The sequence below is a fragment of the Paraeggerthella hongkongensis genome (genome assembly GCF_003726035.1).
Taxonomy (GTDB): Bacteria; Actinomycetota; Coriobacteriia; order Coriobacteriales; family Eggerthellaceae; genus Paraeggerthella; species Paraeggerthella hongkongensis.
Window position 1 is genome coordinate 22,969 of sequence record NZ_QICD01000018.1, and the last position, 22,606, is coordinate 45,574.

Here is a 22,606-nt window from a genome sequence, read left to right on the forward strand (position 1 = left end):
GGTGTCTCCTATCGTGTTTGAGCGGCGCCCGACCAGAGCGTTTCGCCCGAGCTCGCGTTCGTCCACTGCGTCGTTGCTTTCCATGCCGTTATCTCGTACGTTGCGTCGGCGCGCACGGTTAGTTCGACGTCCAGCGCGCGACCGCTTTCGGTGCTGAACTTCGCCGAAACGGTCGCTCCTTCGCGCTTGGCGTTGCTCGGCAGCATGCCGTCCACCGCGGCGAGGGCGGCGTCGAGGTTGCCGCCGGTTTTCCGTACGCTTGCCAGCGTTTCATCGACGTTTGCGAGCAGGTTCTGTGCCGCGCTTTCGTTGGCGTAGGTGTCTGCGGCGAACGCTGCCTGCTTCTCCGCTGCCGCGTACGTTGCCTGGGCCGTGCTGATGGACAAAACTCCCAGTACAGCCAAACACAAGACGGTCATCAGGGTAAACAGGCTGATGGGCCCGATGCGTACCGATCCTTTCGATCTGCTCATCAAGCCTCCTCTGCACCGGTCGAGTAGCGGGACGTGTCCAACGTGTATACGGTTTCAGTGCCTTGCGTTACCGCGATATGGGCGGTGTACAGAGTTCCGCCGCCCTTGTCATGTTGCTCTACCGTGCGGTTAACCTGGTACGTTGGGCTTTCGTTTCCAGCATCCGGCGTACCGTCGACTTCCACCAGGCTGCCGTTTGCAATGGCGAACGATGCAGTCATGTTCCCGGATGCGGGGTCGGCTGCGAAGGCTTCGGCGTTGTTCGCGGCAATCGTGACGGCGTTCGAAAGGCGGTCGGCTTCCGTTCCGCGCTCGTGCGCGATTCCCGTAAGCTGAACCACCACGGCAAGCGCGGCCATCAGAAATGCAAGAAGCACAAGCGATTCAACGATGAACGCGCCGCCGTGCCATGAACGGCGGTTCTCTTCGCGTGCGCGCCCGTGGCGTGGAATCTGCACGACCATCATGAACCTCCTCGCACGCTGCGCAAGGCGACGGAGGTCGAGCCCTGGTCGGTGTACACGGTTAGCAGGCCGTTCTCGTATGCGAAGTCGAATCGCTTCGATTTCACGATTTCACGCGCTTTTTCCGGCGTGAAGGCGGCGTCGGCGCGAGCGTACTCTTCGACGATCGATCCTTGGTAGGCGTACAGCCTTGTTTCGTACACGCCGCTTTCCAGGCGCTCGGTCAGCACGAGCGCCGACCCCTCCGGTCCTTCGGCCACTCCTACGGCGTCGGTCGCATCGTTTGCGCGAATGGAGTTCCCTATGAGCGACAATCCCAAGCGCGTTTCATCGGAGGCGGTGCGTACGGCGTTGATGGATTTGTACGCGTTCGTTCCTACAAGCAGCGAGATCAGGAGAAACAGCGAAAGCACCGCGAACAAAACCGTGATGAACACGCGGTCGCGACTTTGGCTCGGGCGGCTTGCGGCTTGACCGGGGTGCGTGGCCCGAACAAGCGCTTGTGCTATGTTGTCGTTGCTTCTCATTTTGCCAACACCACGACGTTGGGCATGACGTTGTCGGCGAACACCTCGTAGGTGATTGCGTAGTCGCTCCGGTTTACGACAAGCCCGTAGTTTTTCTCGAGATACGCCAAGGACGGCGGATACGTGCCCTCGATTGCGCAGCACTGTTTCGCGCTGTTCAGTATGGCGTTTCGCACCGAAAGCTCGCCTTGCTCGCGTAGGGTTGCGCTGACGAAACCGTAGGCGACCCAAATGAGCGCTGCTGCTGCAACGATGGCGAAAAATATCGACATGCGTTTGCGCGTTCGCTTTCTGATCTCCTGTTTTGTCATCTCGCGGTACATGGCGTTATCCGATCGATCCCATGATGCCGATAAGGGGGAGCATGACGGCTATCAGCGTTGCCCCCACGCTGACGGTCAAAAAGGCCGCCAAGGTGGGCTCCACGCTGTCGATGAGGCGATCGAGGCGGATGGAGGAGTCGTCGAAGAACGTGTCCGACAAGCTGGCCAGCACGGTTTCCAAGCTTCCTGAGCGGGTGCCTACCACAAGCATGCGCGCATAGACGGGTTCGAACACGTTGTTGTCGAATACTGCTTGAGCCAGGCTTTTGCCGAGCGACGGGTCGATCATTTGGCTGCGCACGCTCTCAAGCTGGGATTTCAAGGCGGAATGGTCGACCATGGCAACGGCGCGCTCCATAGCGGTGTCGGTGTTTACACCGGCCGCAACGAAGGTGGCGAGCGCTGCCGTGAACCGTCCGACGGCCATTTGGCGCAGCGGTTCGCGCGTGAGCGGCATGCGTTCGAGCAGCCGTACAAGCTTGCTGCGGCCTTGGGGCGAGCGGCTGGCAACGATGCCGGCAAACACCAGTACCGTGCAAAGCAGCGTAATGCCCAAAGCGGTCCATCCGATGATGATGGACGCGTTCACGTAAGCGAAAGATCCGCTGGTCAGGTTGCCGGTCAAGCCGGTGTAAACGTCAACGAACACGGGCAGGATGACGGCTACGGTGAATAGCAGGATCACCGTCATCACGGATAGGAGCGCGGCGGGGTAGGCAACGGCGCTTTTGGTTTTAGCGTACAGGCGGTCTTCTTCGTCGTAGTACTTCGCCAGGCTCCACAGCACGTTCTCCAAGCGTCCCGAGTGTTCGCCGGCGGCAACCATGTCCACCACGTGATGGGGGAAGCTCCCTGACTCTTCCAAAGCCTCAGCCAGTGATTTCCCGGAGATCAGCTTCGCGTATACGCTGTCGCAGGCGTTCTTGAACGCGGCGTCCTGCATGTTTTCGCCTAGCAGGTAGACGGCTTCGTCCATCTGAATGCCGGCTGAGTGCATGACGGCGGCGCTTTCGCAAAATGCGGCGATCGCACTGCTTTCGAGCATCTTCGTGGCCATGTCCCTACTCGCTCCTTATCTTGCCCTCATGCGCAAACTAGCATGTCAGTACGTGTAACGATCGGTGTAGCCGGTTCCGTCTCCGATGAAGCTTGACGCGCCCCCTGCGGCAAACGTGGTATCGATGCGCGTCCAGGTGTTCTGCCTGACGTCGATACCGGCGCCGATCCACGTGCCATCAATATATATCATGTTCCATGCATGGTATATATTATCAGGCGAGACGTTTCCGGTGATTATCTTGCAGGGAACGCCTTGGCTACGAAGCATAGCCGCTGCAAGGGATGCGTAGTCGAAGCAGATGCCGGTTTTGGCGTTGACGGTTGCGTCAGGGGAGGGAACGTATCCGGTTGCGTCGGCAAGCGCAGCGGCTTTCTCCTCGTCGTACGCTACATTGTCCACGATCCAAGTGTAAACGGCGCGCACCACGTCCCCTTGGTTCTGCGCGTTGGCGCATAACTCGTTCGCCAGCTTTGCCGCGGCGCTGTCTGGCCCGTAGTTGCAATAGACGCTGGGCCTGATGAACGGTTGGAACTCGTCGGAAAGGGCCACGTTTTGGTCGGGCAGGCTGGCCAGTTCGACATAGCGGTTTCCCGACGTGTTCTCCCATACGGTGAAAGAGTAGGTTGCGTTGCCCTCGCTGAGCGGGCACGATATGGGCGTGCCGTCGTTGGGAAGGTCGTAGTTGTACTCCAGGCCCCCGCTTTTCACCTGGAATTTCAATCGAGATTGCGATGCGGCGCTGACCGAAACGTAACCCTCCGAAAGATGGGAAGCGTCTATGAGCGCCCCGTTGAGGTTGATGGCGGCCGATTCGTCGAAGGAGGAGAGGGCGGGTTCGGTTTGCGTGAAGGCTGGCCCGGATGTTTGCCCCCCATTGCCGCTTGACGGAGAGTCGGTTTCTCGACCGCCTCCGTTGCAGCTTGTCAAAAGAGCCAGGAGAGCGCAGGCGAGCGCAGCCGCGCACAGGCAGCGAAGGATGCGGTGCGCGCGAATCCTCCGGGGCATGGAAGCCGCCGATTTCGCAGACTGTCGACAAGGGACGACTATCGCAGCGTCTTCCTGCATGCACGCCTTTCTGGGGTTGAGCCGTATTGGGCATTATACCGCTATGCTGCAGCGCGCATCGCAGGGTACGCCAAGCTGCGGGAAAGGCATGGAGGATGCGTTGTTTCGAAGAGCGTCCCCTGGCTCGATTCGCTTGTTTACGTGCGTTCATCGGGTTTTACCGCTTATTCAACAGTTAGGTAAACAGCCGAAAAATGCACCCGGCAAAGAGACATTTTAACGCTTGCATGGTAAACTAATTAAGGGTTTGTACGGTTTCCGCATGAACGGAAGCGCGGGCAAGCCTACCACGGAAGTCACGAACACGAGCATGCTCGATAACGTAACGGCACACTGACAGGGGAAGCGCTGGTCGCGCTTCATATCGTGCGGGCTAGTTGCCCGGCGCAAGCGTCAATCCGGAATGGCGATCCGGTAGAAGTGTGGGTGATACGCATGTTAGAGAAAATGCTCGATCTCAAAAACACGTTTGAAGGCAAATGCCTGGCCGTGTTCATGGCGGTTGTCATGGTGCTGACCATGACGAATTTCGCCGCGTTTGCAGAAGGGGGTGCCGACGGAGCGTCGGCTGGTTCTTCTGCGCAGAAATCGGCGGAAACCATTGAAGCCTCTCAGGATCGGCAAGCGGTTCAAGACGCCGTGCAACACGGTGCCGATGCCGCTGGATCCGACTCGTCCGCATCGCCGGCCGGGCCTATCGTTGCGCCCGAGGTTGACGAAGCGGTGGTCACGTTTGAGGTTGAGCATGCCTACGTGTCCGTGAAGGACCAGATTCTCTACGCCAAGACGCTTACGACCGAGCTGCATAAAGAGCTGAAGTTCGCCGCTTCGGCTGATGCGGGCTACAAGGTTTCCCAGGTTGTTGCCCGGAATTCCGCGAACGCGAACGTGCCCGTCCAAGGGATCGACGGCGGCTGGGCCATTGCCGCCGAGTACGTGGACAGCACGCTGGTGGTTACCGTGAACGCAGAGGCCGCAGAGGCCGAGCAGCCTGCGGCCGAGACTACGCCTATTACCGGCGACTCGAAGGTTGATACGACTGGGAATTCCAATGCTCCGGCTGTTTCTCTCTCCCAAACGGTCGGTGCGACCACGGTCTCTTTGGAGGCGCCCGCTGGCGTGCTCCCTGCGGGCGTTGCCATGAAGGTCGTTCCGCTTGGGGGCGAGGACGTTCGCCAAGTTGCCGAGGAGAAAGCTTCGGCCGAAGGAAAGAAGCTGGTCGGCTTTGTCGCCGTGGATGTGACACTGTTCGACGCCGCGGGGAATCAGATCCAGCCTAAAGGCGACGTTTCCCTGACGTTGGCGAACGCTGATTTGAAGGCCGGGTCCACGTCTTTGTATCACTCCGAGGGCAATATAGCAGACGTTATTAGACCGTGTGGCAAGGCGCGTCGTACCGTCGAATACGCATGCCCTTCCTGAGTGCGTTCCTCGATCTTTAATAAAATACGATAATAGCCGACCGTTTCGAAAAAGTCTGCTATTTCAGCCGGAAGATGGGCAAGGGCAGAGGGAGGAACGCTTGTTGTGATCATGTCCCTGCTTGATTATCTGGTTTTGAATACATCCGCCGCTTACCTGTCTGATCTGCGCTTTAGGCTGGGGGAATGCGCTCATGCCCTGCGGGAGCTTGACAGCCCGGAGGCATTCACCCTTGACGAATGGAACAGGACGGGCACCTATCTGGTTTCCGCATACAAGCCCCAATCTTCATGTCGTGCCGCTCAGGACGCGATTGTGCGCTCTTTGGACGCGGTTTCGTTGTAGCTTTTTGCTTCATCGGGGCTTGTCGCATTGCGAAGTCGGTGCGTCGGCGAAGCACCTGCTTTCTGAAAACCGCCGTGAGATCGCGTGCGGTTTCGATGTGAGCCGAATCCTCAAGGGCAGCCATTCTTGAATTCGCCATTGTTCAATGAGCGGGCGAGGATCAGGCGAAAAAGGCGCATTGTCGCGCCACGTTCCGTTTTGTCGTTCGTAAAAAACCCCTTTCGACATCTATATGTTGACAGCATGCATGTTGAAAGAGTATATATGTTCATGTCATATAGTACCCTGCACGAAGGAGGCGCTATGTCGCAAAGCGATTGCGAAACGTCGGGCGCCCGAAATGGCGCTTCTTGCGGTGGATCCAGCTTGGGAGCGGGCCGCAAGCCTTGTTGCCGCAGGCGAGGCGGCGGCGGTGGCGCGTTGGTGGAGCCGGCGGCGCTAGCCGCTCTTTTGCATGCGGGTGGATACGGGTACGACATGCGCAAGATCATTCTTGAGAAAACCGACGGTCACGTGGACGTTGACGTGGGCGGTCTGTACCGCAGCTTGCGTCGATTGGAAGAGGCTGGCGCGGTGGTGTCTCGTTGGTGCGACGAGGAGTCGGGCCCGCGAAGGCGGGAATACGAGTTGACGCACATCGGCGTGGAGATGGCCGAGCAGTGGCTTGAGGCGCTTCGCGATCGGCAGCGTCTTGACGAGTTGCTCGTCGGGTTGTTGGAGAGCGGTTTGGAAGAATCCGACCGGAGCGTTTCCGCGTCGGATGATGCGGATCGAAGCAGCATCGCTTCGAAGAAAGAAGGAACAGATGAGTGAAACCATGAAGCTGGCCGTGCCCACGATGGGCCAAGCGGGACTCGAGTCTCAACGAGCGGGCCACTTCGGCCATTGCGATTGCTTTACGGTGGTCGAGATTGCCGACGGAGAGATTACAGGAACGACCGAGGTTGCAAATCCGCCGCATGAGGAGGGCGGATGCTTGCGCCCGGTGGGCCTTCTTGCCGACGCCGGCGTGGACGCGATCGTGGCTGCCGGCATGGGGATGCGCCCGCTTATGGGCTTCAACCAGGCGGGCATCACGGTCTACTTCGACAATCAGCATCCTATGGTGGGCGATGCCGCCAGGCTGGTTGCAGCTGGCGACGCTCCGGTGATGTCCGCTGATCAGGCATGCAACCATCATCACTAGGATTCCTCCCGTCCGGCGGTGTCCTTGCCGCCAACGGCGATGCTCTTCTTCTGGAGGCGCCCCCGGAAAGCATGTGCGATCCGGGGGCGCTCGATGTTGTACGGTGCTTCTGTCGTGCTATGCTGCTCGGATACGACCAGGAAGGAACATCCGTGCAGCAGGTAGCAGGGCAGGACGGTCTGTATCGCATGAATGTGGGCGACAGACTCTTTAACAAAGTGCATGTGCTTGAGGCCGGAATGCCTCCCATTCCGGGTGCGTTGGACGAACCCGGTTCGTACGGGTTCGTCTCTCGAGGGCTGCCGACGCCCGGTACGGGCGGATCGTACGTTGTTGCGATTCCCGACAAGCTTACGGTGCGCGTTCTGGCTTACATCGATCCGTACGGACGCGTGTTTTCGACATCCGAAGCGTTGAGCGCGCCGCCCGCGCGCCAGCCCGATCTCTCGTTCGCTCGCTACTCCGATCAGCCTTCTTCGTCGCGCGAAGAACGCGGTTGCGTGTACGTGCACGAAAAAGATACCAAGCGCGAGGTCGCGCAGTACCTCAGCGCTCAGGGGAGGTACGCGCTGTTCGACTCCTGGTACGATTTCGGGCCTTATGCCGGAGGACTACGCTACGATCATGCGATGGCTCGGGCGTACCTGGCTTTCGTGCATCGGCCTTCCTTGGGCGCGCCGGCGGTACCCGAGCGTGGCCTTGAGAGCGTGTTCGAACGCTTGCGCGGCGACAAGCCTTTGGCGGCCATGCGTTCCGTTGTTCTTGATGCGCGCAAAGCCGAGAGCGATCCTGCGTTTCGTCCTCCTGCGCTTGTGCGGTGCTTGGCGCAGTGGCTGGAAGACGCGGGGTTGGACGACCTCAAGCGCGATGCGGGGGACGAGTCGGTGCGTCTTGTGCGGACTTCTCGCTACGCTGATACGTATTATGTGGCGGTCGATGACGAAGAAGCGCGGATACCTGCGCCTACGATATGGGCGCTTGAAGCTGCCCTCAATAGGTTTTTGCTGGTCAAAGAGGCGTTTGGGGATCGTGCGGCGTTTGCTACCGACATTGATTGCGCGCGATGGGACGCGTACCTCATCGAGGCGGTCGCCGTGCAGCGCCCGCAGCTCGATCGGGCGGTTGACGCGCCCGAAGGCGAAGAAGGTGGCGAATGGGATGCTCGCTGCAGGATTGCCGCTGCGATCGAGCGTCTGCGTTTGCCGTTTCGGATCGACGCGTCCTTTCGATTGGACGTTGCAGCAGGCGCGGTTGCCTTTGACGTGACGGTTCCCGACGCCTTGCTTATGCCGACGTGGATTTGGAGCGAAGGCGTCGGTCAGGATTCGTCGGGGAGCTGGGTCGAGGTTGATGGGGAATTTCGCGATGCGCAGGCGCGCCGGTACGCTCTGCACCTTGGTTTGGTCTTGGTTTCGATCGCGTTCGAGGCGGTAGCGTCGGCGAGCAGGGTGGACGTGGTGGTGCGCCTTCTTCCCCGGAAGCAGGGCGACCAGGCATCGGAAGGGGGAGAGTTCCCGCAGGAAGATCGGGCCCCCGCGTATGTTCAGGCTGCGTTCGACCGTGCGACGTACGAGCGTTTCGACGGCTTCGAGCAGGCCCGTGCGTTCGATCCCCTGCCTGCGTATCAAGCGTGTGCCGCCTGCTTTGATGGCGATGATGCTCAGGCGTTCGCGCACCTTGAAGGGCTCGCCTCCAGTTCCTTGCGCGCCGATCTTCCTGAAACGTGCGACAAAGAGCTTTCTGGCAGCGCCCGTCCCGTGTTGGGAGCGGATGGCAGCCGCGACATGCGCATCAGCTACGATGCGGCGTACCGTCGGTTGGCGGAAGGGCTAGCCGATCGTATCGTGCAAGCTGAAAGCGCTTCCGATGCCATTCGCATCGTTCGCGCAGCCCAGGAAGAGGCGGCTGCGGCTTCTGACGATCGTGCCGTTTCTTCGTGTACGCGCTTGATGGCGGCGCTGGCCGCTGGCAGCTTGGATGCACGCGACCAAAACGTCGTGGTTGGCCGGTATTTGGGGGAAGATCGCTGTTTGGTTGCGCTTGGCCGTGCGAAAGCGCTTGCCGAGCATGATCTTGGTCAGGCGGTTGACGTGTTGATCGATGCGGTGGCCGAGGCCGCCGCGCTTGATGGATTCGTCGACGGATCGTCGACGGTGTACCGAACGTTCGACTCGTACGTTGCCCGCGTTTTGTACAACCGAGCGCGATATGCAGGCACGGGCTATCCGTCGCGCGCCGCACGCGATGCGGGCAAGCGCGTGCGGCTTGCCACGGATACGTTCTACCTCTGCCATCTGGAGATCGTGCGCCTGCTGGAGCATTCGTTCGAGCGTGCCGACGAGGCGCAGCGATACGGGCGTCGCGCCGTTGAGATAGCGCCCGCGACGGCCGCGGGCTATCGTCAGCTGGGCCGCGCGTACATGTTGGTAGGGGACATGGAGAACGCTTCCGCAACCCTTCAGGAGGGTTTGCGCATAGCTTTTCAGCCAAGCGATATAGCTATGGCTTACTACCAGTTGGCGTACGTGCTGTGGAAGATGGGGCGGGTGCGCGATGGCGCGGCTTGCTATTTGAAATCGCTCGCAACGTCGTCTATGGTGGCCGTTCAGGCTACGGCCGAGTTGCAAGAGCTTGTCGGGGAAACGGGCATCGATCTTCCCGCGCGCGATCAGGTGGATCTTGAATTGACGCGTGCGGGGATTCCCGTGGCGCCAACGTCGGACGTGGTGGAAGCTTTGGGGGAGGCCGCGGTTGCGGCCACCGACGAGGGGATGTTTCGCGTGGCTCGCAGCTTGGTGGCCGCGCGGTCGCGCTACCGGCCAGACGATGCGCTCGTGAACGTGCTTCGTTCTTTGGAGAGCTCGTAGGTCTTTTACGTTACAATAGCAAAATTCCGAACAATAGAAACGAAGGGTCGACCCATGGCAATTCAATCTCCCGAGGGAACGCGCGATCTTCTGCCGGACGAGGCGAAGTTCTGGACGCATTTCAAGGCGACGGCGGCGGAGATTTTCGGTCGCTACGGATACCTGCCGATCGAAACGCCCGTCTTCGAGCAGACGGAGCTGTTCGTGCGCGGTATCGGCGAGGCTACCGACGTGGTGTCCAAGGAGATGTTCACCGCAATATCCGGCGAGAACCTGAAAAAGCTTCTGGAGGGCGGCAGCGTGAAGGCGAAGAGCCGCTTGTCCATGCGTCCCGAAGGAACTGCCGGTACGGTGCGAGCCGTGGTGCAGCACGACTTGGTTCCTCAAGGAGCTGCTCCTGCGAAGCTCATGTACGCCGGCCCGATGTTTCGCGCCGAGCGCCCCCAGAAGGGCCGTCAGCGCCAGTTCAACCAGGTGGGCATCGAGTGCTTGGGTGCCGAAGATCCCAGCGTTGACGCCGAGGGCATCATCATGCTCATGCGGTTCTACGCCGCGATTGGCATTCCCGTGCGGGCCACTCGCCTGCTGGTGAACTCCATGGGGTGCGAGACGTGCCGTCCGGCGTACCGCGAAGCCGTGAAGGCGTACATGGACGCGCACGCCGACGAGCTGTGCGACGAATGCAAGCGCCGTGCGGAAATCAACCCGCTGCGCGCTTTCGATTGCAAAAACCCTGGTTGCACCGCCGTTATGGAGAGTGCTCCGAAAATCACCGAGCATTTGTGCGACGATTGCCGTGAGCACTACCTGTCGGTGAAGACGTATCTTGACGGCGCGGGCCTGTCGTACGTCGAGGATCCGACGCTCGTGCGCGGCTTGGACTACTACACGCGCACGGTGTTCGAGGTTCAGGTGACCGAAGGAATGGGAAGTCAGAACGCTATCGGCGGAGGCGGTCGTTACGACAAGCTGACCGAAGAGGTCGGCGGACGTCCGACGCCGGGATTCGGCTGGGCTCTGGGTTACGAGCGGTGCGTGCTGGCGCTCGAGGCGGCCGGGCATGCGTTCCCCAAGGCGCAGCGCTGCGATTTCTTCGTTGCGTGCGTTGACGCGAGCGTGCGCGCCGAGGCGTTCTCTTTGGTGCAGGCGTGTCGCGATGCGGGGCTTGTGGGCGAGATGGACCACCAGCGTCGCAGCTTGAAAAGCCAGTTCAAGCTTGCCGACAAGCTGGGGGCCTCCATGGTTGCCGTGTTGGGACCTGACGAGCTTGCCCGGGGCGAAGTGACGGTTCGCAACATGCAGACGCATCGCGAACGCGCGATAGAGCTGCCCAAGATCAAGGCTCTGCTCGCTCATTTCGGCGGCGAGCCGTTCGATGGGCGTGCGCCTTCGGTTGATGAGGTGTTCGGCGGTTTGGACGACGCGGAATAGACGCGCTTGCGCGTTCGGGGCGTTTGGGCGCGTTGTTTGAGGAGGCTTGGAATGGCTGCTGGCAAATGGAGCGGTGTTGCGAAGGGCGCGGGCGCCGCGGCGAAGTTCGTGGCGACCCATCGAAGCGAGATCAAGGTGGCAGCTGAAGTTGCCGCAGGGGTAGCTGCCGAGGTGGCGCCCAAGGTTGCCCCGGTTGCCAAGTCGGCTGCGGACAAGGCGGCCGCGGCAGCCAGACAGGCCCGGGCAAGCGTCGAGCAGGCTGCGCAGGGAGTTTCCGATGCGCGGACGGAGGCCAAAGGGCAGAGGGAAGAGCAGCGGGTTCGACGCTCGGCAGTGAAAGACGTGCTCCAGGCGGCCGCGGTAAAGCTGTCGTCGCGAGAGTTTTTGGAATCTTGGGACAAGATGGCGGGCTTCGATCCGGAAGGCGTGGCCCATTACCTGGAGATTCCGGGGTGCTACGTGATCCTTCGTTGCAAGCACGCCGTGAGGGACGACGACTACTCCTCGTACCACGGCGTGTACGTAGGGAGCTCGGTCAATCTGGGAGCGAGCATTCGCGAGCACTTGATCGGGTTGGGCAATCCGGACGTGTACGCAGACGTAAAGTATCGCCAGCCCGTTTACGTTTTGGCGTTCACCCAGGCAGAAGGAATCGAGGAGAACCGAAAAGGTTTGGTTGATCTGCTGGGTGCGGACGAGTCGTACAACAAGCCGAAAGCATAGCATTCGCCGGTTGCCTGTCGGTCGGTTCCTGCGAGCGGTCATTGTCGATCCTAAAACACGTTTTTCCAGCAAAAAACGTGTTTTAGGATCGACAATGCTTTTCCGGGGCGCATTTTGCATGAAAAGACGCGATAGCGCCGCATGCGCGGCAAGTGTCTTGCGCTTGCGGCTGGTCCCTTGCGTTCGCGATTCCGGCGTTCTTGGTAGGTTTTGACGGGTCGCGGTCGTTGGAGCCCCTTTCCTGAGCACGCGAAAAATCGATCCGCATTTCCCCAGGTAAAATACCATCTCCGATAAGGGCGGCATGCAAAGCGGCATCAAGAGCCTATCGCTACGACCTCAAACTGCAAGAAGTTGCTACGCAGGACGGTTTTTCGCGTGCAACCTCTTGGCAGCGGGGGCGCGGGCAGGGCGTCGGGCCCGTGGACGCAAGGTGCTCTGCCTTCCTTTTCGAAAGCGCTGCGAGGCCCGAACAGGTCGGGCCTCGCGCAAGGGAGGGAGATGGTGGTCAGGGTTCTACCACGTGCCGGCGTGCAGGTTCTTTCCTAGGAGGTAGCCGAATGTAGTGCACGCGCCGCCCAGGTTGATTCCGGGCACTTTGTAGTCGTACACGTCGCCGTACATGTCGCCCACAACCGTGCCTACTCCGTACAAGCCCGGGATGGGGTCGTTGTTGGAATCGCAGACATGCATCTGGACGTCGGTGTTCAGGCCTCCCGTGATGCATAGCGTGTAGGGTTCGTTCTTTATGCCGTAGAACGGCGGCTGCTTGACGGGAAGCAAGAAGCGCTTGTCCTTGTGGAATTCGTCGTCAAGACCCGTTTCGCAGTATTCGTTGTAGCGCTTCACTTGGGCGAGGAATGCCTCACGAGGCAGGCCCAATCCATCGGCCAATTCTTCGAGCGTGTTTGCCTTGACGGCGTTCTCGGCCATCGTAGCGTCGAATCCGGCGTATTCGTCAGTGGTTGTCCAGTCAGTGTTGGGATCGAACAATGCGGCGATGGCATCGTAGACCTCTTGCGTGTCGCGCGGCTTGCCCCCTACGCGATCTCCCTGCCACGGGGCGGAGTCGCGCACCCAATTTTCGTCCCAAATCAGGAAGGCGCATCCGTCCGGCTGAACGCGCTGAGGGTACGGCATGTAGCCATACGTGCAGTTTTCGTTGCTGTAACGCACGCCTTTGCTGTTGACCAAAAGGCCGGGGAACGTGGTTAGCGCGCCCTCTGCCCACCAGCGACAGGGCAGCACTTCGTCGCCCATGGTAGCCAGCATAGGTGCGTTGGGCGTGTATTTTTGCCATGCAGCGCCGATCCATAAGGCGAGTTTCAAGCCGCTTCCATCGTAAACGCCGCCGTTGCCGAAGGGCAGGGCGATGGGGCAGTACTTTGCCACCATATCGCGATCTTGGGAAAAGTCTCCCGTAGCCAACACGACGCCTTTTGAAGCGGTGTATCGGGTGTATTCTCCATTGTGTTTTGCCACGCAGCCGGTAACGCGCCCGGTATTGCCTCCTTCGCGATCGAGCTGCACAGCGGTGGTGCTGTAGAATAATTTTCCGCCTGCTTTCTGGATCTCTTCAGCGAGCGCTTCGACCACGATTTGCTGCGAGGCGCCTGCGGCCTGCGCTCCTTCGGCGACGAACGAATGAGAAACGTTAAGCGTTTTGAGCGGGCCGCCATCCCACCAGTCCGTGCCGCCGTCGCGCTGGTTGTTCTCGATTACCGCAGATATGCCGTAGGGTTCCATTTTGTCCATGAGCCAGTTCATGGCATTGCCAGATTCGTCGTAGACCAGCCACCGTTTCTCCTGGTCGAGACGGAAGCTGTTCGAGGCGAATATCTCTTGGAAGATGGGTTCGATCTGCTCTCGGGTGAAGTCAAGTCCCAGTTCGTGGGTTAGACGCGTGTTGAAGGCGGCATTCGATCCACCTCGGGAAACGGGACCGTCACTCGAGGCGATCATGACCACGTTGGCACCTTCTTCGACGGCAGAAGCGGCGGTGACGAGGCCGCCCACGCCGGCGCCGATGACAAGGATCTCGCATTCCACGGTGTTCGTGATTTTGCTCTCGTCGATGGGCTCGGGCGGAATCTCGAAGTTCCACTTCGCGTTCGTGAATTTCTCGGCGTCCAGGACGAGGTCGCCTGACGAGGCTGCGACGCTTCCCTTATCCTGCGGCGCGCATCCGGCTAAACCGAGCGTTCCCGCTGCTGCGGCGGCCGCTCCAGCCACAGCGGTGCCTTTCAGGAAGCTTCGACGATCCATCGATTTTGCTGTCCCCATGATTCCCTCCTCGTATCGGTGATTCGACGGGGCCAGCTTAGACGCTGATGCGCTGACGCGCGTCACTCAAAACGTGGCATTGGCGTTGTTTGTGCTTTGGAACTGCGGTATCACTCGAAATGAGTTATTTTCCGTTGAACCCATCCTCTATACTGGCACTACGGGATCGCGCCCATGGAAGGGGAGTCATGGATAAGGGGATTGCCGTACGCGACGAAAAGGGCGAGGGAGCCCCCGTGCTTTTCGTTCGCCCGACGATACTTGATGTGGGAATTGGGGTGCTGTACTTCTTTACGTCACACATGGTCATTCGGGCTTTGTACTTCATCGGGGTTGATCGCACCGCCGTTGAGCTTTCGACGTTTTTTCTCGTAGTTATCGTATCGACTATTCTGGCGCACTTGCTGGCGCGTCCCTTGTTGAAGGCACGGCGGTTCGCGGAGTCGGCATTAGGGGTTCCGGCGGTTAGCGTGGTTGCGGCATTGGGGGCGACGCTTGCGCTTGTGTCGATGCTGCCGGTAGTGAGTGTATTGCTGTTCTATGTAGCGGGGGCGTTGCTGGGGCTGGCGTGCGGATGGATCATCGTTATTTGGACGTCCACTATCCATGTGTCGCGCCTCGAGAGCGCGTCGTTCTTTCTTGACCCCGCATTGGTGGTAGCCGTTGTGTGCTACTTCCTCTTTCGTTTTGTCAGCTCGTTTTCCGAAACTATTACGCAAGGGTTTTTGCTGGCGCTGCCGCTCGTTACCATCGCATGCATCATTCGCGCCAGTCAACCGACGGACGGGGGCGAGACGACGGGCTTGGGCGAGGGCGCTCGCGCGTTGCAAGTGCTCGTGGTGGTGGCTGCCGCATTTGCTATAGGGTGCGCTGCATGCGTGTATCTATCGGGTCGCGAAGACGACGTGCTGTCGTCGGGGCTTAACTATATGGTGCTGTTTGAGGTTCTTGCGGTGATCCTCATGGCATTTTGCTGTTGGTTGATGGGGAGGATCGCGCAGCATCGCACCACGCTGTCGTCGCGGAGTTCCGCTGTGCTCGCGTTTTGCATATGCTACGTGCCCTTGTTTTCCATTGGGTTGGTGATGGGCAGCGCAGCCATTCCCGCGAACGCACCGGATGCGCTATGGGAGAGCAACATGTGGGTACTGCTCATCGCTATCTTCGCTTACGACATTCGTGAGTCGGTGTACGCCATCCGCGGGCTGGCGGTGGGCCTTATGTTTGAAGCGATGTGCATCGGCCAGCTGATCGCGCATGTGTCAACATTGGATCTATCGCCGTATGCGCTCGCGGCAGCGGGCGGATTGACGGTGCTGTATTTCTTCAGCGTGGGACGGCAGCTCGCCCGTTCGGTGCCGAAGCGGAATCCGAAACGTACGAAGGAGACGAAGGTCGAGGAGCTGCGAGACGAACTTGCGGTTGCGGAAGGGGATGGCAACGTGATCGGAAGCGGAAGCGAGGAGCTGCCGTCGGAATTGCTGGCGTATTGCCAGAAACTTGCGATGGAGAACGGGTTGACGCCCCGCGAAGTAGAGATCCTTGGGCTCATTGCGATGGGGCGCAGTGCGAAGTACATCGCCGAAGAGCTGATGATCTCGCATAACACGACGCGCACTCACATCAAGCACGTGTACGAGAAGCTTAACATCCACTCCAAGCAAGAGCTGCTCGACCTTGTGTTGTTTGGTTCGGGGGTTATGTGAGGGCGTCCGTGCTGCCTTGATTTCGACGCCGAGGGAGAGCGCGATGCGGTGTGGCCGCATCGTCCGCACTTGGCCGCAAGTTGCAGCTGTGCCTGCGCAGTGGAGTGAACCGCATGTTGGCGGATACGGCGTTCTGGCGGGTTGTTCGCGCGCATTTTGCATGAAAAGACGCGATCAGGGGTTTGTTTTCCCTCGTTTGCCAGTACAATGACTAGGTTTGAGTAACGTCTGCCGCAACTACGAACGGCAGATGCAGATAGCAGTGCCAAGGAGCAAGGAACCATCATCATGACGGACTTCAGGAACGAATACTGCATGCATACCGCCACGTGCGGCGAGCTGCGCAAGAGCGACGTGGGACGCGAGGTCGAGCTGTGCGGCTGGGCGTGGCACAATCGCGACCACGGCGGTCTTATCTTCATCGATCTGCGAGATCGTACGGGCTATACGCAGGTGGTCGTCGACCCCGATTGCGTGAGCGTTGACGACTTCGCGAAGGCCGAACATCTGGGTCGCGAGTACGTGCTCAAGATTTCCGGCACGGTGCGCGAGCGCGGCGCCGAAGCCGCAAACCCCAATATGGCTACGGGCGAGATCGAGGTTCTGGCGAAGGCCGTGGAGGTCTTGAACACGTCCGTCACGCCTCCGTTCTCGATCGAGGACGGCATCGAGACCGATGAGACCACCCGCATGAAGTGGCGCTATCTGGACATTCGCCGTCCTGAAATGTTCGAGGCGCTGCACTTGCGCCACAAGGTTGCCCAGGCCATGCGAGGCGCGCTCAACGATCGCGGCTTCCTGGAGGTGGAAACCCCCATCCTGGCGAACTCCACGCCGGAGGGCGCGCGCGACTACATCGTGCCCAGCCGTCCGAACCCGGGTCGTTTCTACGCGCTTCCTCAAAGCCCTCAGCAGTTCAAGCAGATGCTCATGGTGGCCGGCGTCGAGCGCTACTACCAGATTGCCCGCTGCTTCCGCGACGAGGACCTGCGCGCCGATCGTCAGCCCGAGTTCACGCAGGTGGACATCGAGATGAGCTTCGTGCGTGGCGACGACGTCATCGACATGATGGAAGACGTCATGGCCGAGACGCTGAAGGCGGTAGGCGTGGACCACGAGTTCCCGCTGCAGCGCATGCAGTACGCCGAATCCATGGAGCGCTTCGGCAACGATCGTCCCGATACGCGTTTCGGCATGGAGCTCAAGGATATCACCGACATCGTGAAGGACACGGGCTTCAAGGTGTTCTCGAGCGTAGCCCAGTCCGGCGGCGTGGTGAAGGCCATCAATGCGAAGGGCGCGGGCGATTGGAGCCGCGGCGAGGTCGAGAAGCTGGCCGACATTGCTGCTGAAAACGGCGCGAAGGGCATGGCTTGGATTGCGTTCACGACTGACGGCAACGAGAAGAGCCCCATCATCAAGTTCTTCAGCGACGAGGAGTTTGCAGCCCTCAAGCAGGCCATGGACGTGGAGCCGGGCGACCTGCTGTTGTTCGCGGCCGACAAGCCCGCCGTGGCGAACGCCGTGCTGAGCGCGCTTCGCTTGCGCATGGCCGACGCGCTCAACGTTCCGCGCGAGGGGCATCAGCTTCTGTGGATCGTGAACTTCCCCATGTTCAAGTACGACGAGGACGAGAAGAAGTACGCTGCCGAGCATCACCCGTTCACGCATGTGCTGGACGAGGACGTAGACAAGATCGAATCCGCTCCGCTCGAGTGCGGCAGCTACTCCTATGACCTGGTCATGGACGGTTTTGAGGTGGGCGGCGGCACCATCCGTATCCACAACGCCGACGAACAGCGTCGCGTGCTGCGCGTGTGCGGTTTGACCGACGAAGAGATCGACGAGAAGTTCGGGCACCTGATCCATGCGCTGGAGCTGGGTGCTCCGCCGCATGGCGGCATCGCTCTGGGCCTCGATCGTCTGGTCATGCTGTTGGGCGGCAAGTCGTCCATCCGCGACGTTATCGCCTTCCCGAAGACGTCGAGCGCAAGCGACCCGATGACGGGTGCTCCGAGCGCCGTGACGGGTCGTCAGCTCAAGGAAGTCAACCTGCGCACGCTGTAAAGGCGCGTAGTCTCGCATCTTGTCGGGAGCCCGCCATGTAAAAGGCGGGCTCCCGTTTGTCGGGTCGGCGTCTACTGTAACGGGGTCGATGACTCATTTTCTGGCCTGCGGCCGAAAATGAGTCATCGACCCCGTCCCTTCGTCTCATCTCCGGTCTGTGTGCTTTTGGTTGCTTCAAATAAGTCGGTTGGCTTGGGTTTTGCGAGATCGTATATACTAATGCCTCGCATGCACGAGCATGTTCGAGAATATCTCGGATGGGCCGGGGCGGCGCCATGTTCCGAACCTGGTCAGGTCCGGAAGGAAGCAGCCATAAGGGACCGCTGACGAGCGCCCCTGCCTATCCGGGATATTCTTTTATCTTGACGGCTTGCGGCCGACGGGTTGGCCTGCCTTTCTAGCCGACCGGGCGCGACTGCAGTTTCGAGTGCGCTTCGAGGAAAACCCCATGGAAATCATTCAGTTTTTCATTGACTTGCTGCAAGACCCTCGCGGCTTCATTGCCGAATGGATTGCGGCGTTCGGCATGGGCGCGTACATCCCCATCTTCTTGATCATCTTCATCGAGACCGGCGTGGTTATCATGCCGTTTCTGCCCGGTGACTCGCTCCTGTTCACGGCGGGTTTGTTCGCAGCCGATGGCGGCGGCTTGAACTTGGCGCCACTGCTTCCGGTGATATGGGTGGCTGCGATCTTGGGCGATTCGTGCAACTACTGGATTGGTCGCGAATTCGGCAAGCACATCATCGATTCCGGACGTGTCAAGTCGATGACACCCGAGCGCATCGAGAAAACCGAAGGTCTTATTAACAAGTACGGCCCGCTGGCGATCTTCCTGGGTCGTTTCTTCCCGTTCATCCGCACGTTCGTGCCGTTCTTTGCGGGTTTCGGGCACATGCACTACCGCAAATTCTTGCTGTTCAACATTATCGGCGGCATTACGTGGTCCACTGTCTTCGTGCTGTTGGGCTACTTCTTCGGCGGCATCCCGGTGGTGCAGGAGCATTTCGAGCTGGTGATCGTGGGAATTGTGGCCATTTCCCTCATACCGGCCGTAGCGGGCGCGATCAAGGCGAAATTGAGCTCCTCCAAGGCGAAGGCCGGTCAATAACGCGACCGCAGCCTTGCAACGCCGCCCCTGCTGATGCTGTGGTGGCGGGCTGCGGCGGCTGCGCGGAAAGCGCGCTTCTTCTATAATGGGCAAGAACGCAGAAAACGCGGGCGCATGCCAGTGCAGGGCGCCCGCGTTCGCATAACCACGGATGCATACGGGAAAGCGGGAGCCGCGCGCTATGGCAGAGGCATTGTACAGAAAATACCGGCCGCAGATATTCGAGGACGTCGTTGGCCAGGAGCATATCGAACGCACTATCAAAAACGCGATCGAGCAGGATAAGGTAAGCCATGCGTACCTGTTCACCGGCCCGCGCGGCACCGGCAAAACCACCACGGCGCGCTTGCTTGCCAAGGCGCTCCTGTGCGAGCACGGCCCTACGTCCGAGCCTGACGGAACGTGCGATGATTGCACGATGATCGCCAACGGCGAGCATCCCGACGTGTACGAGCTGGACGCCGCAAGCCGCACGGGCGTGGAGAACGTGCGCGAGGAGATCATCGGTCGCGTTCAGTTCGCTCCTACGCGCGGTCGGTACAAGATCTACATCATCGACGAGGTTCACATGTTGTCGACGGCGGCGTTCAACGCGCTGCTCAAGACGCTTGAAGAGCCGCCGAGCCACGTGGTGTTCGTGCTGGCTACCACCGATCCCCAGAAGGTTCCCGAAACCATCCACTCGCGTTGCCAACGCTTCGATTTCCGTCGTATTTCCGCCGAGTCCATCGTGTCGCGACTGGGCGCTATCTGCGTGTCCGAGGACGTGGAGTTCGAGGGAGAGGCGCTTGACCTGATCGCTCATCGCGCTGAAGGCGGGATGCGCAACGCGCTGACCTCGCTCGAGCAGCTTATCGCGTTCGGCGAGGGCAAGGTTACGCTTGAGGTGGCCGAGCGCATGCTGGGCGGGGTGGACACGAACGACCTGGCCGAGATCATGCAGGCCATTGGCAAGCGCGATGTGGCCACGTGCTTTCGCTGGACGGCGGAGTTCGTGGAAACAGGGGCCGATCTTGCTCAGTTCACGCGTGATCTGGCTGAGCACGTCCGCAATCTGTACGTCATGTCGCTGACTGATGCCGACGTTGCCTTGGAGGTGGGCGATACCGAGCGGCGCGAACTGGTGAGCGAACTGCCGCTGTTCGGAGCGGACCGTCTGTCGCGTTTGCTCGGCGTGTTGGGCGACTTGTCTGCCGAGTTGAAAACGTCGACGAATCCGCGCCTGTCGTTCGAGATTGCGCTCACGCGTATGGTTCGTCCCGATTCGGATCTGACGCTCGAGGCGCTTGCCGAGCGCATCGAAGCGCTGGAAAGCGGGCATTCGGCCGTTGCCCACGTGACGTCGGCGGCGGCTTCGGTGGCCGTTCCTGCGGCGGCCCCGGCATCTGCGCCTGTCGCCCAGCCTGTCCAACCTGTTCAGCCTGTTCGGCCTGTTCAACCCGTCGCGGCTGTTCACGTTGCGCCCCAGCCTGCGCTCGCTGCCCAGCCTGCGCCCGTGTCGCAGAGTCCGGTGTCTGCGCCTGCTCCGTCCGTGTCCGCTTCTTTGGCTTCTGCCGCGCCTGCGGCTTCCGCGTCCGCCGCGGCCGTCCAGGTGGATCCCGGCGTGCAGGCGTCTTCGGGCCAAGTTGCCGACAGCCTGCAAAACCCCGCAGCTCTCCAGCGCGTTTGGCAGGCTGCTCTCGCCACGCTCAAGAAGAACAAGGCTGCTTACGGCGTTTTGTTCCTTAACACGAAGGCCGTGTACGATGCGAACAAGCGCATCCTCTTGATCGAATTCCCTGCGGAAAACGCCTTCGCGTTCAAGGCCGTGCAGAAGCAGGATGTCCAAGATGCCGTGTCCGCCGCGTTGGCGCAGGCGTGCGGCTCCACGGTGCCGTTCGCGTATTCGCAGGCCGGTGCGAGCGCCCCTGCATCTCCGGTTGCCGCTTCTGCTGCTCGGCCCGCTTCTGCGACCGCTGCGTCTCCTGCGGCCTCCGCTGCGCCTCGTGCGCAGGCGGCCGCATCCCACGCGCAGGCTCCGGCCGCTTCGGCATCTCGTCCGCAGCCCCAGTCCCGGCCCCAGCCGCAGCCGTCTGCGGCGATGGCGGCCTACGACGTTCCTCCGTACGAGGACGAGCAGGTGCCCTACGACGACTTCGACGTTCCTGCGCCCTCGCCTGCGATGCCCGACGTTTCGCCGGCGCCTGCCGCGCAGTCGGTTGGAGCACCGCGCCCGCAGAGCGCGCTCGCTTCCATCCCGGCTTCGGCACCTGCTTCAACCCCCGCGCCCGCGCAGGGCGCTCCGGCTGACCCCAGCGATCTGCAGGCCATTCTTGCCGCCGGTTTTGGAGCTGGCGTGGTTGTGGAAGAAGTGAAAGAATAGGAATCCGCGCCGTTCGAGGTTCGGTTGATGTGCCGGACAAGTCGATCGCGTGCTAACGAATCTGAAAGGAAACCGTACCATGGATATGAAGAAGATGATGAAGCAGGCTCAGAAAATGCAGATGGAGCTTGCTCGCGCGCAGGAGGAGATCAAGGACATGACGTTCGAGGCTACGGCCGGCGGCGGCATGGTCAAGGTTGTTGCGACGGGCGACATGGCCATCAGCAGCATCACGATTGACCCGGAGGCCGTTGACCCCGAGGACGTGGAAATGCTTCAGGATATGGTGACGGCTGCCGTCAACGAGGCGCTTCGCGGCGTGTCCGACATGAGCGCCACGCGTCTGAATGTCGCGACGGGCGGCATGAACATCCCCGGCCTCATGTAGATCGGGCGAAGGGAAATTTGTCATGCACGCAGCGCCGTCTATCCAGAAACTACTCGACGAGCTGGAGCGTTTGCCTGGAGTTGGCCCGAAGTCCGCTCAGCGCATAGCGTACTGGATATTGAACGCCGACAAGGCGACGGCGCTGCGTCTTTCCGAAGCTATCGCCGAGGTGAAAGACCAGGTTTGCTTCTGCAGACGCTGTTTCAACTACGCCGAGAACGATCTGTGCGAGATATGCCGCTCATCCAAACGCGATGCGAGCACGATCTGCGTGGTAAGCGAGCCGCGCGATATTCCTCCCATCGAGCGAACGACCGTCTACTCCGGGGTCTACCACGTGCTGGGGGGCGCGCTTTCTCCTATGGAGGGCATCGGGCCGGACAATCTGCGCATCGCCGAGCTTATGAAGCGCTTGGCAAGCGACGAGGTTCAGGAGGTTGTGCTGGCGACGAATCCCAACGTGGAAGGCGAGACCACGGCCGCGTACCTTGCGCGCCTTATCAAACCGTTGGGGATTCGCGTCACGCGCCCCGCAAGCGGTTTGCCCGTGGGCGGCGATTTGGAGTTTGCCGACGAAGTCACGCTTGGCCGCGCCATCGAAGCAAGGCGTCCGCTGTAGCAAGGACAAGGCGAGCGTTCGCGCGTGACGGTTGACGCTTACGTGACGGTGTTTTCGGGGTTATAGGCAGAAATGTGTGTCTGGTTTTGTGCATATACCCTGATGAACCACCGGAAAATCGGGTTTTAAATTTCTGGCCGCTTTTTAACCGCCCGGCAGGAATGTGTGTCCGGTTACGACTTGA

Annotated in this window: 20 protein-coding genes and 1 other RNA gene; 14 read left to right on the forward strand and 7 right to left on the reverse strand. The window is 60.5% G+C overall.

The genetic code is table 11. The features are described from left to right. Positions 1 to 8 precede the first annotated feature (8 nt). Genes DMP08_RS08810 through DMP08_RS08835 form a run of 6 tightly spaced genes read right to left on the reverse strand, consistent with a single transcriptional unit; the run spans position 9 to position 3,912 of the window. Positions 9 to 473 (reverse strand): S4A5 electrogenic sodium bicarbonate cotransporter 4, encoded by a 465-nt coding sequence (locus DMP08_RS08810; protein ID WP_123192544.1) that lies wholly within the window; start codon positions 471 to 473, stop codon positions 9 to 11. After that, positions 473 to 940, reverse strand: coding sequence for a hypothetical protein (locus tag DMP08_RS08815; protein WP_244596894.1), 468 nt, complete (start codon positions 938 to 940; stop codon positions 473 to 475). The genes DMP08_RS08810 and DMP08_RS08815 overlap by 1 nt, the downstream gene beginning before the upstream one ends. After that, positions 937 to 1,464, reverse strand: coding sequence for a DUF4860 domain-containing protein (locus DMP08_RS08820; RefSeq protein ID WP_244596895.1), 528 nt, complete (start codon positions 1,462 to 1,464; stop codon positions 937 to 939). Before DMP08_RS08820 ends, DMP08_RS08815 begins: the two co-directional genes overlap by 4 nt. Next, entirely contained in the window at positions 1,461 to 1,736 is a 276-nt protein-coding gene (locus tag DMP08_RS08825) for a hypothetical protein (RefSeq protein WP_225748662.1), read from the reverse strand. The genes DMP08_RS08820 and DMP08_RS08825 overlap by 4 nt, the downstream gene beginning before the upstream one ends. A gap of 55 nt (positions 1,737 to 1,791) precedes the next feature. Then, positions 1,792 to 2,844: a type II secretion system F family protein gene (locus DMP08_RS08830; protein WP_123192546.1), complete on the reverse strand. Its 1,053-nt coding sequence runs from the start codon at positions 2,842 to 2,844 to the stop codon at positions 1,792 to 1,794. 45 nt (positions 2,845 to 2,889) lie between these two features. After that, positions 2,890 to 3,912 (reverse strand): transglutaminase domain-containing protein, encoded by a 1,023-nt coding sequence (locus tag DMP08_RS08835; protein ID WP_123192547.1) that lies wholly within the window; start codon positions 3,910 to 3,912, stop codon positions 2,890 to 2,892. A gap of 435 nt (positions 3,913 to 4,347) precedes the next feature. On the opposite strand from DMP08_RS08835, the gene DMP08_RS08840 reads away from it, so the two are divergent. The 7 genes from DMP08_RS08840 (at position 4,348) to DMP08_RS08870 (ending at position 11,886) form a co-directional block, all read left to right on the forward strand. Beyond that, complete coding sequence (locus tag DMP08_RS08840) at positions 4,348 to 5,334, forward strand: hypothetical protein (protein WP_148042348.1); 987 nt, start codon at positions 4,348 to 4,350, stop codon at positions 5,332 to 5,334. Between the two features lie 105 nt (positions 5,335 to 5,439). Beyond that, positions 5,440 to 5,679: a hypothetical protein gene (locus DMP08_RS08845; protein WP_123192549.1), complete on the forward strand. Its 240-nt coding sequence runs from the start codon at positions 5,440 to 5,442 to the stop codon at positions 5,677 to 5,679. 303 nt (positions 5,680 to 5,982) lie between these two features. Next, positions 5,983 to 6,492: a PadR family transcriptional regulator gene (locus DMP08_RS08850; RefSeq protein WP_123192550.1), complete on the forward strand. Its 510-nt coding sequence runs from the start codon at positions 5,983 to 5,985 to the stop codon at positions 6,490 to 6,492. After that, the gene (locus tag DMP08_RS08855) at positions 6,485 to 6,865 is read left to right on the forward strand and encodes a NifB/NifX family molybdenum-iron cluster-binding protein (protein WP_123192551.1); all 381 of its coding nucleotides are present in this window, start codon (positions 6,485 to 6,487) and stop codon (positions 6,863 to 6,865) included. Before DMP08_RS08850 ends, DMP08_RS08855 begins: the two co-directional genes overlap by 8 nt. Before the next feature lie 152 nt (positions 6,866 to 7,017). Next, positions 7,018 to 9,732 (forward strand): tetratricopeptide repeat protein, encoded by a 2,715-nt coding sequence (locus DMP08_RS08860; RefSeq protein WP_244596897.1) that lies wholly within the window; start codon positions 7,018 to 7,020, stop codon positions 9,730 to 9,732. 54 nt (positions 9,733 to 9,786) lie between these two features. After that, positions 9,787 to 11,163 (forward strand): histidine--tRNA ligase, encoded by a 1,377-nt coding sequence (hisS, locus tag DMP08_RS08865; protein ID WP_123192552.1) that lies wholly within the window; start codon positions 9,787 to 9,789, stop codon positions 11,161 to 11,163. Between the two features lie 51 nt (positions 11,164 to 11,214). Beyond that, positions 11,215 to 11,886 (forward strand): hypothetical protein, encoded by a 672-nt coding sequence (locus tag DMP08_RS08870; RefSeq protein ID WP_123192553.1) that lies wholly within the window; start codon positions 11,215 to 11,217, stop codon positions 11,884 to 11,886. A 516-nt stretch (positions 11,887 to 12,402) separates the two neighbouring features. Here the strand turns inward: DMP08_RS08870 and DMP08_RS08875 are convergent. After that, positions 12,403 to 14,169: an FAD-dependent oxidoreductase gene (locus DMP08_RS08875; protein ID WP_123192554.1), complete on the reverse strand. Its 1,767-nt coding sequence runs from the start codon at positions 14,167 to 14,169 to the stop codon at positions 12,403 to 12,405. 188 nt (positions 14,170 to 14,357) lie between these two features. Between DMP08_RS08875 and DMP08_RS08880 the strand changes: the two genes are divergently transcribed. The 7 genes from DMP08_RS08880 to recR all read left to right on the forward strand — a co-directional run bounded on the left by DMP08_RS08880 (position 14,358) and on the right by recR (position 22,422). Further along, on the forward strand, positions 14,358 to 15,875 hold the full coding sequence (locus tag DMP08_RS08880; protein ID WP_123192555.1) for a helix-turn-helix domain-containing protein: 1,518 nt from the start codon (positions 14,358 to 14,360) through the stop codon (positions 15,873 to 15,875). Between the two features lie 288 nt (positions 15,876 to 16,163). Then, complete coding sequence (aspS, locus tag DMP08_RS08885; protein ID WP_123192556.1) at positions 16,164 to 17,942, forward strand: aspartate--tRNA ligase; 1,779 nt, start codon at positions 16,164 to 16,166, stop codon at positions 17,940 to 17,942. A gap of 255 nt (positions 17,943 to 18,197) precedes the next feature. Next, an RNA gene (gene ffs, locus DMP08_RS08890) (signal recognition particle sRNA small type) lies at positions 18,198 to 18,291 on the forward strand. A gap of 99 nt (positions 18,292 to 18,390) precedes the next feature. Continuing rightward, positions 18,391 to 19,053: a VTT domain-containing protein gene (locus DMP08_RS08895; protein WP_123192557.1), complete on the forward strand. Its 663-nt coding sequence runs from the start codon at positions 18,391 to 18,393 to the stop codon at positions 19,051 to 19,053. A gap of 181 nt (positions 19,054 to 19,234) precedes the next feature. Next, positions 19,235 to 21,415 carry a DNA polymerase III subunit gamma/tau gene (dnaX, locus tag DMP08_RS08900; RefSeq protein WP_123192558.1) on the forward strand — a complete coding sequence of 727 codons (2,181 nt, stop codon included), beginning with the start codon at positions 19,235 to 19,237 and terminating at the stop codon, positions 21,413 to 21,415. A 79-nt stretch (positions 21,416 to 21,494) separates the two neighbouring features. Then, positions 21,495 to 21,803: a YbaB/EbfC family nucleoid-associated protein gene (locus tag DMP08_RS08905; RefSeq protein ID WP_123192559.1), complete on the forward strand. Its 309-nt coding sequence runs from the start codon at positions 21,495 to 21,497 to the stop codon at positions 21,801 to 21,803. A gap of 22 nt (positions 21,804 to 21,825) precedes the next feature. Continuing rightward, positions 21,826 to 22,422, forward strand: a complete 597-nt coding sequence (gene recR / locus DMP08_RS08910; protein WP_123192560.1) for a recombination mediator RecR — start codon at positions 21,826 to 21,828, stop codon at positions 22,420 to 22,422. The last annotated feature ends 184 nt before the right edge of the window (positions 22,423 to 22,606 follow it).

Excerpts from the sequence above, each read along its gene's own strand:
- DMP08_RS08840 (WP_148042348.1), top strand. The coding sequence starts at position 4,348 with ATGTTAGAGAAAATGCTCGATCTCAAAAACACGTTTGAAGGCAAATGC.
- DMP08_RS08895 (WP_123192557.1), top strand. The coding sequence starts at position 18,391 with ATGGAAATCATTCAGTTTTTCATTGACTTGCTGCAAGACCCTCGCGGC.
- DMP08_RS08835 (WP_123192547.1), bottom strand. The coding sequence starts at position 3,912 with ATGCAGGAAGACGCTGCGATAGTCGTCCCTTGTCGACAGTCTGCGAAA.
- hisS (WP_123192552.1), top strand. The coding sequence starts at position 9,787 with ATGGCAATTCAATCTCCCGAGGGAACGCGCGATCTTCTGCCGGACGAG.
- dnaX (WP_123192558.1), top strand. The coding sequence starts at position 19,235 with ATGGCAGAGGCATTGTACAGAAAATACCGGCCGCAGATATTCGAGGAC.
- DMP08_RS08880 (WP_123192555.1), top strand. The coding sequence starts at position 14,358 with ATGGATAAGGGGATTGCCGTACGCGACGAAAAGGGCGAGGGAGCCCCC.
- DMP08_RS08905 (WP_123192559.1), top strand. The coding sequence starts at position 21,495 with ATGGATATGAAGAAGATGATGAAGCAGGCTCAGAAAATGCAGATGGAG.
- DMP08_RS08855 (WP_123192551.1), top strand. The coding sequence starts at position 6,485 with ATGAGTGAAACCATGAAGCTGGCCGTGCCCACGATGGGCCAAGCGGGA.
- DMP08_RS08815 (WP_244596894.1), bottom strand. The coding sequence starts at position 940 with ATGATGGTCGTGCAGATTCCACGCCACGGGCGCGCACGCGAAGAGAAC.
- DMP08_RS08825 (WP_225748662.1), bottom strand. The coding sequence starts at position 1,736 with ATGTCGATATTTTTCGCCATCGTTGCAGCAGCAGCGCTCATTTGGGTC.
- DMP08_RS08875 (WP_123192554.1), bottom strand. The coding sequence starts at position 14,169 with ATGGGGACAGCAAAATCGATGGATCGTCGAAGCTTCCTGAAAGGCACC.
- DMP08_RS08870 (WP_123192553.1), top strand. The coding sequence starts at position 11,215 with ATGGCTGCTGGCAAATGGAGCGGTGTTGCGAAGGGCGCGGGCGCCGCG.
- recR (WP_123192560.1), top strand. The coding sequence starts at position 21,826 with ATGCACGCAGCGCCGTCTATCCAGAAACTACTCGACGAGCTGGAGCGT.
- DMP08_RS08820 (WP_244596895.1), bottom strand. The coding sequence starts at position 1,464 with ATGAGAAGCAACGACAACATAGCACAAGCGCTTGTTCGGGCCACGCAC.
- DMP08_RS08830 (WP_123192546.1), bottom strand. The coding sequence starts at position 2,844 with ATGGCCACGAAGATGCTCGAAAGCAGTGCGATCGCCGCATTTTGCGAA.
- DMP08_RS08850 (WP_123192550.1), top strand. The coding sequence starts at position 5,983 with ATGTCGCAAAGCGATTGCGAAACGTCGGGCGCCCGAAATGGCGCTTCT.
- aspS (WP_123192556.1), top strand. The coding sequence starts at position 16,164 with ATGACGGACTTCAGGAACGAATACTGCATGCATACCGCCACGTGCGGC.
- DMP08_RS08810 (WP_123192544.1), bottom strand. The coding sequence starts at position 473 with ATGAGCAGATCGAAAGGATCGGTACGCATCGGGCCCATCAGCCTGTTT.